Annotated in this window: 11 protein-coding genes; 8 read left to right on the top strand and 3 right to left on the bottom strand. The window is 64.3% G+C overall.

The features are described 5' to 3' along the window. Nucleotides 1-144 precede the first annotated feature (144 nt). Nucleotides 145-1,266 carry a DNA polymerase III subunit beta gene (dnaN, locus tag LAN37_12205; protein MBZ5647973.1) on the top strand — a complete coding sequence of 374 codons (1,122 nt, stop codon included), beginning with the start codon at nucleotides 145-147 and terminating at the stop codon, nucleotides 1,264-1,266. Between the two features lie 214 nt (nucleotides 1,267-1,480). On the opposite strand, the gene LAN37_12210 is transcribed toward dnaN, so the two are convergent. Further along, on the bottom strand, nucleotides 1,481-1,981 hold the full coding sequence (locus LAN37_12210) for a hypothetical protein (GenBank protein MBZ5647974.1): 501 nt from the start codon (nucleotides 1,979-1,981) through the stop codon (nucleotides 1,481-1,483). 184 nt (nucleotides 1,982-2,165) lie between these two features. Beyond that, nucleotides 2,166-2,459, bottom strand: coding sequence for an HU family DNA-binding protein (locus LAN37_12215; GenBank protein MBZ5647975.1), 294 nt, complete (start codon nucleotides 2,457-2,459; stop codon nucleotides 2,166-2,168). 291 nt (nucleotides 2,460-2,750) lie between these two features. Between LAN37_12215 and LAN37_12220 the strand changes: the two genes are divergently transcribed. Together LAN37_12220 and LAN37_12225 are read left to right on the top strand one after the other, a co-directional pair. After that, on the top strand, nucleotides 2,751-3,401 hold the full coding sequence (locus LAN37_12220) for a hypothetical protein (protein MBZ5647976.1): 651 nt from the start codon (nucleotides 2,751-2,753) through the stop codon (nucleotides 3,399-3,401). Between the two features lie 222 nt (nucleotides 3,402-3,623). Next, nucleotides 3,624-4,607, top strand: coding sequence for a DUF4349 domain-containing protein (locus tag LAN37_12225; protein ID MBZ5647977.1), 984 nt, complete (start codon nucleotides 3,624-3,626; stop codon nucleotides 4,605-4,607). 39 nt (nucleotides 4,608-4,646) lie between these two features. Here LAN37_12225 and LAN37_12230 read toward each other — a convergent pair whose 3' ends face one another. Continuing rightward, a complete protein-coding gene (locus tag LAN37_12230) occupies nucleotides 4,647-6,182 on the bottom strand; it encodes a hypothetical protein (protein ID MBZ5647978.1) in 1,536 nt (511 codons plus the stop codon). Nucleotides 6,183-6,417: 235 nt separating this feature from the next. Between LAN37_12230 and tldD the strand changes: the two genes are divergently transcribed. The 5 genes from tldD to LAN37_12255 all read left to right on the top strand — a co-directional run bounded on the left by tldD (nucleotide 6,418) and on the right by LAN37_12255 (nucleotide 12,126). Further along, nucleotides 6,418-7,845: a metalloprotease TldD gene (tldD, locus tag LAN37_12235; GenBank protein MBZ5647979.1), complete on the top strand. Its 1,428-nt coding sequence runs from the start codon at nucleotides 6,418-6,420 to the stop codon at nucleotides 7,843-7,845. Nucleotides 7,846-7,954: 109 nt separating this feature from the next. After that, nucleotides 7,955-9,343 (top strand): TldD/PmbA family protein, encoded by a 1,389-nt coding sequence (locus LAN37_12240; GenBank protein ID MBZ5647980.1) that lies wholly within the window; start codon nucleotides 7,955-7,957, stop codon nucleotides 9,341-9,343. A gap of 93 nt (nucleotides 9,344-9,436) precedes the next feature. Further along, entirely contained in the window at nucleotides 9,437-9,949 is a 513-nt protein-coding gene (locus tag LAN37_12245; protein MBZ5647981.1) for a DUF2393 domain-containing protein, read from the top strand. Nucleotides 9,950-10,016: 67 nt separating this feature from the next. Next, a complete protein-coding gene (gene selD / locus LAN37_12250; GenBank protein ID MBZ5647982.1) occupies nucleotides 10,017-11,066 on the top strand; it encodes a selenide, water dikinase SelD in 1,050 nt (349 codons plus the stop codon). 337 nt (nucleotides 11,067-11,403) lie between these two features. Beyond that, nucleotides 11,404-12,126, top strand: a complete 723-nt coding sequence (locus LAN37_12255) for a cytochrome c biogenesis protein CcdA (GenBank protein ID MBZ5647983.1) — start codon at nucleotides 11,404-11,406, stop codon at nucleotides 12,124-12,126. Nucleotides 12,127-12,130: the final 4 nt, after the last annotated feature.

Genomic DNA, 12,130 nt, shown 5'->3' on the forward strand with positions numbered 1-12,130 from the left:
CACCACGGAAATCGCTTCAGAGACGCACGTGTGGCGGTTTGGGCAGCGATTCCCACATTTCCTGAGCGCCTATGATTACTGCTGTTTTTAGTGATTTTGATTTGGTATAAGGAAGTTCGTAATAGTCCTAAAGGGAAGAGTCATATGGAGATCAGCGTCAACAAGTCCGATCTGCTCAAGGAACTGACGGCGACGCAGGGCGTGGTGGAGAGAAAGACCACGATCCCGATCCTGTCGAACTTCCTTTTCGAGGCGGCGGGGGACAGGCTCTCCATCACGGCGACGGACCTGGACCTGTCATTGCGAACGTCGTGCGCGGCGAAAGTGAAGAAGGACGGCGCGTGCACGATCCCAGCCCGCAAACTCTATGACTATGTGAAGCTGCTGCCGGACGGGGAGATCACCATCAAACTGTTGGAGAACCACTGGGTGCAGATCCGCTCGGGGCGATCCAATACGAAGATGGTGGGCATGGCGCGGGCGAATTTCCCGTCAATCGCGGCCTTTCCGGCGGCCGGGGTGATCAAGATCCCGGTGGATGTGCTGCGAACCATGATCGCGAAGACCATCTTCGCCATCTCGAACGAAGAGTCGCGGTACACGCTGAACGGGGCGCTGATGGTGCTGAAGCCGGAGTCGGTGACCATGGTGGCGACCGACGGGCACCGGCTGGCGCACATCGAGAACAGCCACGCCAAGATCGAAGGCGTGAGCGGCGGCGAGATGAAGATCCTCATCCCCAAGAAGGCGATGAGTGAGCTCAAGATGCTGCTGGATCAGGGCGAAGCGGAAATGGTGGAATTTGCGCGCGACGAGTCCACGCTGTTCTTCCGTGTGGGCGGGCGGGTGCTGACCTCGCGGCAACTGACCGGGCAGTTCCCCAACTATGAGGCGGTGCTGCCGCGGGACAACAACAAGATCGTGACCGTAAAGTGCGAGGACATCGCCTCGGCCATCCAGCGCGTGGCCCAGTTCGCAGACGAACGCTCGGGAGCCATCCGGCTACGGCTGGACAATAATGAGATCAAGATCTCGTCGTCGTCCACGGAGACAGGCGAGTCGGAAGACTCGATCGAGACCACCTACCAGGCCGAGGCGCTGACTATCGGGTTCAACTCGCAATACCTGCTCGACTTCCTGAAAGCCTCGACCACGGGCGAGGTGCGGCTGGAGTTCAAAGACCCGCAGTCGGCAGGGCAGATGCGTCCCAACGAGAACGGGGACGACTACAAGTACCGCTACATCATCATGCCGATGAGGATCTGAGAAGAGGACAGAGATTCGTGTGAAGGAAGGCCGGGCGGGGACGCCCGGCCTACTTGTTTTTGCGGACGGGTAGCGGTCCTTCGACTCGGCCGCAAAGCGGCCTCGCTCAGAATGACACCTCCCAGCTTAGTGTCGGCTGAGTGAGGCTGCTGTCCCACACCAGACAATAAAGCCCGCTCGGGGGCGAGCGGGCTAGAAATTCGTTAAGGAAAACTTACGGCTTCGGAGGGGGCGGAGGCGCCTGGCCGGGAGGTGGCGGAGGATAGCCTTCCATCCCGGAACCCATGCCGGACCCGGGGCCCTTACCGCGGCCCATGCCCATGCCTTTGCCATGGCCCGGGCCGTGGTGCTGCATGGCATCCATCATGTGGCTCATGTGGCCGAGGATCACTTCCCAAGCGTCAATATTGGCCTGCCAGCGGTCCCTCTCGGCCTGATTCTTCTCGCTGGCGATGCTGGCCTTCATCTTATCGAGGGAGGCTTTGAGCTTGTCGAGGTCGGCCTTCATGGCCTCCATGTGCTGCTGCCTCATGTGCTGCATGTGGTCGCGGCGCTGGGAGCGCATCATGGAGCGGCCGCCGGGAGCGCCCGTCTGGCCGCTGGCGCCGGGGCCGGGGGGCGGAGGCGGGGGCTGCTGGCCGGACGAACCGGCCTGGGCAAAGCCAAGCGACGAACAGGCAAACAAAACGGCGACGAGAGCAAATCGGAGCTTCATCACATTTCCTTTCTCACAATAAGGTGCCGCATAAGTATAGATGCTGGGGGCGTGGCCGCCAGCAGGCAACGGCCCTCTCCCTTAGCCGTAACCCCTGAAGGGGGCAGTTGTTGCGGGAACCGCCCGCATTTCCGAACAAAGAAAGCCGGCAGGGATGCCGGCTTTGGAACAGCGGAAAGCGCTGTTACTTCTTGGGAGCGATGGTGTCCTTCACGGCCTTGGCCACGCGGAACTTCACAACGGTCTTGGCCGGGATCTTGATGGGCTCGCCCGTCTGGGGGTTGCGGCCGATGCGGGCTTTGCGGTTCGACTTCACCAGGCGTCCGAGGCCGGGGATGACGAACACGCCGCTCTTCTTCGTCTCTTTGATGGCGGTATTGGCCAGCGCCTCGAGGAACGCGGCCGCGGTCTTGTTGTTCGTCTCGAGCTCGCCGGCCAGGTGGCGGACAAGCTGAGTCTTGGTCATGCCAGAAGCCATTTGGAACTCCTCCTTCAGAGTGTCAAACGAGTGCTACGGGGTAACTCGGGAACCCTTATACCACAGCGCCCGGAAAAAAAGCACGTTTCAGGCAGATTTTATGCGGGTTTTCAACAGGTGGGAGTTTGCACAGCGGATAGGGCAATCCGGCGGGATCGCGAAATACTCGGCGAAGCTGGTAGTCTGAGGGCAAAGGGGATGTCTCCCAAGCGAGGCAGGGGTCCTTCGACTCGCGCCGCGAGACGCGGCGCTCGCTCAGGATGACGTCACAAGATTCATGGAGTTGTGCCATTGAGTTGCGCGATCTGTGACACGAGGAAAGAGAAACGGTTCTGCCCGGCGGTGCACGGCAAGATCTGCCCGGTGTGCTGCGGGACGGAGCGCGAGGTGACGCTCGACTGCCCCAGCACGTGCCCCTACCTGCAAGAGGCGCGCAAGCACGAGAAGCCGCGGGAGCTGAGCGAGGCCGAGCGCGACGCGCTGTTCCCCAAGGTCGAAGTGAAGCAGGCGTTCGTGTACGAGCGCGAGCCGCTGGTGGTGGGGATGACGTACGCCATCGCCAAGACGGCGCGGGCAGAGCGTAGCCTCAACGACCGCGACGCCATCGCCGCCGTGACCGCTTTGGCGAAGAAGTACGAGACGCTGGTCGGATCGGGGCTGGTGTACGAGAACGCGACCGCCAACATCGTGCAGCAGCGCATGGCGGACGAGATGGAGACGATGGTCCGCGAATATCGGGAGATGGAGCAGAAACACCTGGGGTACAACTCGCTGCGCGACTCCGAGGTCCTGCGGGCGCTGGTGTTCGTGGTACGCATGGCGCATGGGAAAACGTCGGGGAGGCCGAAATCACGGGCGTTCCTGGAATTTGTTTTGGAGCGCTTCCCGGAGAAAGAACCCGGGGTGGCAGCGCCGCAGGGATCGAGCATCATCGTGCCTTAGGAAAAATCCACCACAGAGTCACGGAGAACACGGAGAAGAAGTGGTATAAAGAACTCATCCCCGCCTGAAGTCGTACCCTCCCACCAAGCAGTTGCCGGTTTTCCAGTTTCTTCTCCCCAACCTTGTGCCCTCCCAGGGTGCAGCCCGGCTGCAAGGCCGAGGAGTTCCGGCGTTCTCTGTCCAGCTGATCCCCGACAGCGGGAGACCGGATGAGGAGGAGCGATGAACTCGGAGCAAGTCAATACGCCAAGAGTGCAAGTCAACGTGAAGCGATTCGGGCCGGTGATCCTGTGGACGCTATTCGGGTTGCTGGTCGTGATGATCCTGGCGGCGATCGCCACGCCAAACCTGCTGCGGTCGCGGATGGCGGCCAACCAGGCGGCGCAGTTTGCGCGAGCGGGTGGGCCGGAAATGATGGCTGAGCAAGAGGCGGCGTACGCCTCGGGGGGCGCACTGGCGACGAAAGACGCGCGCTATGCGGTGGGCGGCGCGAAAACGATCCAAGATCTGCGAAAGATCGCCAAGACGGCGACCATGGACCTGGAGGTCGCGGACGTGGCGAAGGCGGTGTCGCAAGCGGTCGAGGTGGCGCGGAAGTTCGGCGGGTACGTGGAGCAGTCGCGCGTATCCGGCTCGACGGGCGCCACGCTGACCCTGCGGGTGCCGGCGGAGAACTTCGACGACGCCCGCGCCTCGCTAGCGGGCTCCGCCAAACGGGTGAACAGCGAACAGGTCAACGCGGCGGACGTCACGGCGCAGTACGTGGACATCGAGTCGCAGCTGCGCAATGCCCACGCGGAAGAAGCGCAATACCTTGACATCATGCGCCGGTCGGGGACGATCAAGGACACGGTCACGGTCGCCGAGCGGCTGGCCGAGGTGCGCGGGCGCATCGAGCGCATGCAGGGGCAGATCAACCTGCTGTCGCACCAGGTGGAGATGGCGACCATCTCGCTGTCGATCCGGACGGTGGCCACGCCGGTCGAGCGCGCGCTGCAATGGCATCCGGTGAAGCAGGCGAGAGAGTCGTTCCTGGACGGCGCGCAGGCGCTGGCCGACTACGCCAACACGATGATCGCTCTGGCGCTGTACCTGCCGGTGGTGCTGGCCTGGTGCGGGACCATCGTGTTCGGGTCCCTGATCGGATGGAAGGTGGTGCGCTGGATGTGGAAGCGGTGGTTCGTGACGGCGCCGGCGCAGGCGTAAGAGGTGGGCGGGTCGAAGACCCGCTCCTACCTGAAAGTTTCAGGCAGGGATGGCGTGGGCGCGGGCGGGCGGGCGCTTGCGGAAGATGACGCGCAGCTCCTCGCGCCAGTTCTCGTGGATGCCGAGCAGGCTGTAGTCGATCTGCGGTGACAGGTAGTGCAGGAGCGTGTCGGTCGCTGGGTGGACATGCAGTGCGGGCGCGACCAGGAAGAGCAGCGGCGCTGCTGAGCTGAGTTCCGCGCCCGCGAAATACCCGAACCGCTGGAACTCGCCGCGCTGGTGGTGCCAGAGGACGCGCGCCCAGTAGTCGAGGCCTTGCAGCGGGAGGTGGATGTCCTCGTCGGCCTTCAACTCGACCACGGCGAGGCGGCGGTCGCGGGTGGTGGCCAGCACGTCGATCATGGCGCGGTCGGAGGCGGAGAAGGCCGGCACCTGGGAATAGACGAAGAGCGGGTCGAGCTGCGGGTCGATGACGGTGATGTCGCGTAGCACCAGCGATTCGAGCCAACGCTCCGACTGCACGCGGAAGATGGGATTGTCGCGCGGGCCGCCGGGGCGGCGGGTCTCTTCGATGGTGTTGGCGAAGTTGCTGAAGTCCTGGAGGTTGGCGTCGGTGACCGCGGTCTCGCAGCCGGCGACGCCGAACACCAGTTGCTCGGCGGTGCGGAACGAGCCGGCCTCGGGGGCAAGGCGAGCGCGGGCGAATTCCAGGCCGCGCAGGCGGAAGCAGACTTCGCTGGCCGACAGTACGGCGACCTCGCAATCGGGTGAAAGGTTGCGGACACGCTGCACAGAGGCGTCGAAGCGGCGGAGCGTGGCGTCGTGGTCGGGGCAATGGCCTAGGCGGGTGGCGATGTTGCCGAGGTCGGCGGGATCGACCTCGCTGGCCGAGAGGTCGCGCTCGTCGAGCTCATAGAGCTGGAACTTGGCCGCGGCGTGGTCCAGGTGGGCAAGGCGGGCGCGGGTCACCGCGGTCGTGCCCGGCGGCAGAAAGAGCTTCACGCCCTCGACCAGGCCTCGGGCGGTGTTACGGCAGTCGTCGAGCCAGAGCAGGGCGAAGGTCAAGGCGGCGTCGATCGAGGGCTGGGTCTCTTGTGCATTGACGCCGAGGACGGCGAACATGGTGTTGCCGCGCGCGATCACGCCTCGCGTGTAGATGGGGCCGAAGCTGCGCTCGAGGTCGGCGGCGGAGGACATGCGCTCGATGGTCCAGCCGGGGAAGCTGCGCTCCAACACGCGGCGAAGCAAGCTCTGGTAAGCGTCGCGGGAGTGCTTGCGGGCGGAGGGCGTGCGCCGGTCGCGGTCGCGGCAGATCTCGAGCTTGGCGGGCTTGGTCTGGCCGAAGCGCTGGACAGAGAGATGGAGGACGTCGTGCTTTATCTCGGCGTCCAGCACGCGGCGCACGATGTTGCGCTCCTCGGACCAGAGATGGAGGACGCAGCGGCCGTGGTCGTCGGAGACGGAGAAGCGCGCGGAGGAGAGGTCGAAGAGGTGCTCGCCGGATTCGAGCACGACCGCGTCGCGAGCTTCCGCCAGGAAGCCCTGCAGGGTGCGCGTAAGCGCGTCGGGCGTCATGGCGGGAGGATTATAACGCTGTAAGAGCTGAGTTTGCGGAGACGAGTACCTCGGAAGGGTTAGGGGTCCTTCGACTCGGCCGCGGAGCGGCCTCGCTCAGGATGACACCTGCAAGTAATTGTTCCAGTTCAGCCGAGGGCGTCCGGGCCACATGATCTCTGGTCTGTGAAATAATCGAGCGATTGGTTGCGAAGGTGGGTCGAAACGGCGGCCTTCGCATCCAATCCTGAGGCCCATGACACAGACGCAATCCTTCTTTCAAAAGTACGGTGTGACGGAGCGCGACCTTGAGAAGTACCTGGGGGCGGCGCTTTCGGCCGGCGGAGATTACGCCGACATCTACTTCGAATACCTTTTCTCCACATCCATTTCGGTGGACGAGTCGCTGGTGAAATCGGCCAGCCAGGGGATCTCCGCGGGCGCAGGCGTGCGCGTCATCTCCGGGGAGCGCACGGGATACGCCTACACCGACGACCTGTCGCCGGAGCGGATCGTGCACGCGGCGCGCACCGCGGCGCTGATCGCCAGCGGGCCGGCCAAGGAGCCGGTGGTCGGCTTCAAGCGCGGCGAAGCTCGGAATCTGTACTCGGTGACGCCGACCGTGGATGCGGAGATGGCGCAGAAGCTGGAGCTGGTAATGCGCGCGGACCGCGCGGCGAGGGCCTACGATCCGCGCATCTTCCAGGTGCGGGCCGGCTACGCGGACGAGATCCGGCGCATCCTGGTCTGCGGCTCCGACGGCAGCTTCGCCGAGGACACGCAGCCACTGTCGCGCATGAGCGTGTTCTGCATCGCCAAGTCCGATGGGAATTCCGCCCGGGGCTCGTCGGGTGGCGGCGGGCGCGTCAATTTCGACTGCTTCCTGACGGAAAAGACGCCGGAGCACTTTGCGAAGGAAGCGGCCCGGCAGGCCATCATCCAGCTCGACGCGCGTCCGGCGCCGGCGGGCGAGATGGAAGTGGTGCTCGGCCCCGGTTGGCCGGGAATCCTGCTGCACGAGGCCATCGGACACGGCCTGGAAGCCGATTTCAACCGCAAGAAGACGTCGGCGTTCGCGGGGCTGATCGGGAAACGCGTGGCTAGCGAGAAGTGCACCGTGGTAGACAACGGCACCATGCCGTCGCGTCGCGGCTCGCTGAACGTGGACGACGAGGGCATGCCGACGCAAAACACGGTGCTGATCGAGAAAGGCATTCTGAAGGGCTACATGAGCGACAAGCTGTCGGCGCGGCTGATGGGCATCCACGACACGGGCAACGGGCGCCGCGAGAGCTACGAGCACATCCCCATGCCGCGCATGACCAACACCTACATGCTGGCGGGCCAGGACGATCCCCAGGACATCCTCCGCTCGGTGAAGAAGGGTGTATTCGCGGTGAACTTCGGCGGGGGCCAGGTGGACATCACCAACGGCAAGTTCGTGTTCTCGGCCTCCGAGGCCTACATGATCGAGGACGGCCAGGTCACCGCGCCGCTGAAGAATTGCACGCTGATCGGCAATGGGCCCGATGTGCTCACAAAGGTGTCCATGGTCGGGAACGATCTGCAGCTCGACGAAGGCATCGGGACGTGCGGCAAGGACGGACAATCGGTGCCGGTGGGCGTGGGCATCCCGACTATCAAGGTGGACCGGCTGACGGTGGGCGGGACGGGAGAAGAATAGATCCATCGCCGCGGATTCACGCGGATCGCTGGAACAGATAGAGGTCCTTCGACTCGGTGCGGCAAGGACAGCCGCACCTCGCTCAGGATGACACCAGCAAAGCGAATTCATGGGAACGACCGGACTAGAAACGAGAAACTCGAAACTCGAAACAGATCTGCGCGAGCTGGCGCAGGACGTGGTGCGGCGGGCGATGCAGGGCGGCGCGACCTCGGCCGAGTGCGTGGTGCGCGAAGGCTCGGAGTTCTCGACCGTCGTGCGGCTCGGGCAGGTGGAGACGCTGAAAGAGTCGGGCGCGAAGGCCATGGGCCTGCGCGTGTTTTTCGGACAGCGCGCGGCATCCACCCACACCAGCGATTTCACGCCGCAGGGCCTCGACACGCTCATCAAGGGCGCGCTGGAGCTGGCCAGGATCACCTCGGAAGATCCGCACGCCGGGTTGCCGGAGCGCGAGCAGTTGGGACAGATCGCAGGCGATCTCGACCTCTACTACGAAGACGTCTATTCGCTTCCGGGCGAAGAGCGGATCGCGTACGCGCGGCGGGCGGAAGAAGCGGCGATGAAGGCCGACGCGCGCATCAAGAATTCCGAGGGCGGCTCATTCGACGCGGCGACCGGACACAAGGTGCTGGCGAACTCGCTGGGGTTCGTGGGCGAGTACTCGCGGTCGTACTGCTCGGTGGCGGCGGTGCCGGTAGCGCAGGACGAGGACGGCGCGATGCAGCGCGACTACTGGTACTCGGTAGCGCGCAGCCTGGGGCGACTGGGATCGCCGGAAGAGGTCGGCCGCATCGCCGCCGAACGCACGGTGCGGCGGCTGGGCGCACGCAAGGTGAAGACGGCGAAAGTGCCCATCGTGCTCGATCAGCAGGTATCCCGGTCCATCCTGGAAAATATCTTCGAAGGCGTGAACGGCGACTCGATCTACCGGCAGGCTTCGTTCCTGGCGGGCAAGCTGGGCGAACAAGTGGCGGGCGAGAACGTCACCGTGGTCGACGACGGCACCATGCGCGGCGGCTTCGGCACCAGCCCCTTCGACGGAGAAGGTGTTCCCACCCAGCGCACCACCGTGATCGACCGCGGGGTGCTCAAGTCGTATCTGCTGAACACCTACACGGCGAAGAAGCTCGGGCTCAAGACCACCGGCAACGCATCGCGCGGCCTGGCAGGGAACCCGGGCATCGGCGTGGGGAATCTCTTTCTCCAGCCGGGGACGAAGACCGCCAAGCAGATCATCGGGGAGATCAAGGACGGGCTGTACGTGACCGAGTTTCTGGGATTCGGGGTGAACCTGGTGACCGGCGACTTCTCGCGCGGCGCAAGCGGGCTCTGGATCGTCAATGGCGAGCTGGCGTACCCAGTGGAGGAGATCACCGTCGCGGGGAACCTGAAAGACATGCTGAGGAACATCAGCGAGATCGGCAGCGACCTGGAATTCCGCGGCTCGGTAGCGGCGCCCACCCTCCGCCTGGACGGACTGACGGTCGCGGGCGAGTAACAGATCGGGTCCTCCGGCCATCGGGTCACCGGGCGAAGTCTCCGGAGATGCTGATGGCCGGGTTGCGTTTGGGCCAGGAGTAAAATCGTGGCCATGGCGGAGCTGGAACCGCTGCAAACGAAGCCGGAGCAAGAGAGCGAAACCGCGTGGGTGGCGATCGGCGTCGGGATTGCGATCATGGCCATCGTGGTGGGGGCGCTGGTGCTGTTGAGCCGCTCCAAGCCCGCGGGAACGGCAACCGTCGATCCCTACGCCGCCAAGCTCCAGGTCTCCGAGGTGAAGATGAGCGCGGCGGAGAACTTCGTCGGCGGGACCGTGAGCTATCTCGAGGGCAAGATCAGCAACACCGGCGACAAAGCGGTGGCAGATGCCGTCCTGGAAGTCACCTTCCGGAACTCGCTGGGCGAGGTGGTGCAGAAAGAGGCAATGCCGGTGCGCGCCTTGCAGCCCCACTCGGTCACGGGCACGGCGGAGATGTTCGATCTCCACATGGCGCCGCTCCAGCCGGGCAAGACCATCGATTTCCGGCTCACCTTCGAACACATCTCGAACGACTGGAACCACGAGTACCCGCAGCTAAAATGGGTGAGGGTGGCGACCAAGTAAGAAGTCAGATCGTGCCATCCGGCCAGCGGACCTGGCTCGATGGCCAGATTCCGATAGAATCCATTCCATGACAGACGTGAAAACGGTCCGCCTGACGGAAGCGGTGAAGGCGGCGGGTTGAGCGTCCAAGCTGAGTCCGGCGGTGCTGGACGCGGTGCTTGGGAAATTAGCCCGGCAACAGGACGAGCGGGTGCTGGTCGGCTTCGACAAAGCCGACGACGCCGGGGTGTATCAACTCGACGAAGACACGGCGCTGGTGCAGACGGTGGATTTCTTCACCCCCATCGTGGACGATCCGTACACCTTCGGGCAGATCGCCGCGGTGAATGCGCTGAGCGACGTTTACGCGATGGGAGGCCGGCCCATGAGCGCGTTGGCCATGGTGTGCTTCCCGGAGAAGGGCGACGTGGCGGTGCTGGAGCAGATCCTGGCAGGCGGCCTGTCGAAGATGGTCGAAGCCCAGTGCACGGTGATCGGCGGGCACAGCATCCGCGATGAGGAGATCAAGTTCGGTTACGCGGTGACGGGGACGATCCACCCGCAGCGCGTCCTGACCAACTCGGGTGCGGAGGCCGGCGACGAGCTGATCCTGACCAAGGCGCTAGGAACGGGCGTGATCTCGACCGCCATCAAGCGCGGGAAAGCGGAGCCGGGGTGGGTGGAAGCGGCCACCCGTTCCATGATCACGCTGAACCGGGTTGCGGCGGATGTGGTGCGCGAGAGCTACGCCGGGGTGCACGCCATGACCGACATCACTGGGTTCGGGCTGATCGGGCACGCGCGCGAGATGGCGCTGGGCAGCGGCGTCGGCTTGCGCATCCATTCCTCGGCGGTACCGCTGCTCACCGGGGCGCTGGAGTGCGTGCGCGCGGGGTTCGTGCCGGGCGGGCTGAAGGCCAACCGCGAGTTCGCGGAGTGTTTGGTGGGGTATGCCGGCGGGGTCAGCGACGAGCGCAGGACTATCCTCCACGATCCGCAGACGTCGGGCGGGCTGCTGATCTCGGTGGCGGCGGGCGACTGCAAGGGTTTGCTGGACAAACTACGCCACCAGGGCGTGGAAGCCGCGGAGATCGGAGAAGTGGTTGCGCAGGCGCAGCCGCTGATCAGCGTAGATTGAGGTACACCGGTTCGCCGGCCAAGCCCAGGACATCGAGCAGGCGCCGTAAAAGGGATCCAAGCCCGAGTTTGCGCGCGATCCAGAACGCCAGGAATAACAAGGATCTATACCTCAGAAAAAGCAAATCGCCCTTGCAGGCGAAAGCGCGATTTTAGCCTGCCGGACGACCTTACTGTCAAGAGGATAGAAGCCGCGACGGCCGATTCGGGAACCACCCGCCCGGCGAGATTCTGGTAACGATTCGGCTCAAAGTGCATCTTTACAGATAGGGCGTCACCCGCCGGATCGGCCGCCGACGTATTCCTAGCGGAGCCCCAGCAGGTACAATTAAGAGTTCATGTCCAGTCTTCCACTTCCCATAGCAGCGTTCATAGCCGGGCTGCTGTCGTTCCTTTCGCCGTGCGTGTTACCGCTGGTGCCGGGCTACGTGTCGCTGATCTCCGGGGTAGGGGTCGAGGAGCTCAAGGAGACCGATGCGAAAACCCTGCGGACCGTGATGCTGCACTCCGTGATGTTCATCCTGGGGTTTTCGCTGGTGTTTATCGTGCTGGGAGCGGCGGCGACGGGCCTCGGTCAGGTCATGCAGCAGTACAAGCGCTACCTGACCTACCTGGCCGGGATCATCATCATCATTTTCGGGCTGCACCTGACCGGCATTTTCAAGATCACGGCGCTGTATGCGGACAAGCGCATGCACGCGGTGAAGGGGGGAGGCACGCCGTGGGGCGCCTTTGCCGTCGGCTTCGCCTTCGCGTTCGGGTGGACGCCTTGCATCGGGCCGATCCTGACCGTGATCCTGACCTTTGCGGCGTCGGAGGAGAAGGTGATGCAGGGCGTGCTGCTGCTGGCCATCTACTCGGCGGGGCTGGCGGTGCCCTTCCTGCTGACCTCGCTGGGGGTCGACCGGTTCCTGGCATTCTACGGCCGCTTCCGGCGGCACTTGCACACGGTGGAGGTGGTCAGCGGCGTGCTGCTGATCGCCATCGGGGCGCTGATCCTGACGCGGCATTTCACCATGCTGTCGGGCTATCTCGCGTTCCTCAATCGATTCGCACTCTAAGGAT

It is taken from the genome of Terriglobia bacterium, assembly GCA_020073495.1.
Lineage (GTDB): Bacteria > Acidobacteriota > Terriglobia > Terriglobales > Acidobacteriaceae > JAIQFD01.

What these genes read in the sequence shown, in the direction of transcription:
- dnaN (MBZ5647973.1), top strand. Translation starts at nt 145, where the DNA reads ATGGAGATCAGCGTCAACAAGTCCGATCTGCTCAAGGAACTGACGGCG.
- LAN37_12210 (MBZ5647974.1), bottom strand. Translation starts at nt 1,981, where the DNA reads ATGAAGCTCCGATTTGCTCTCGTCGCCGTTTTGTTTGCCTGTTCGTCG.
- LAN37_12215 (MBZ5647975.1), bottom strand. Translation starts at nt 2,459, where the DNA reads ATGGCTTCTGGCATGACCAAGACTCAGCTTGTCCGCCACCTGGCCGGC.
- LAN37_12225 (MBZ5647977.1), top strand. Translation starts at nt 3,624, where the DNA reads ATGAACTCGGAGCAAGTCAATACGCCAAGAGTGCAAGTCAACGTGAAG.
- LAN37_12230 (MBZ5647978.1), bottom strand. Translation starts at nt 6,182, where the DNA reads ATGACGCCCGACGCGCTTACGCGCACCCTGCAGGGCTTCCTGGCGGAA.
- tldD (MBZ5647979.1), top strand. Translation starts at nt 6,418, where the DNA reads ATGACACAGACGCAATCCTTCTTTCAAAAGTACGGTGTGACGGAGCGC.
- LAN37_12240 (MBZ5647980.1), top strand. Translation starts at nt 7,955, where the DNA reads ATGGGAACGACCGGACTAGAAACGAGAAACTCGAAACTCGAAACAGAT.
- LAN37_12245 (MBZ5647981.1), top strand. Translation starts at nt 9,437, where the DNA reads ATGGCGGAGCTGGAACCGCTGCAAACGAAGCCGGAGCAAGAGAGCGAA.
- LAN37_12255 (MBZ5647983.1), top strand. Translation starts at nt 11,404, where the DNA reads ATGTCCAGTCTTCCACTTCCCATAGCAGCGTTCATAGCCGGGCTGCTG.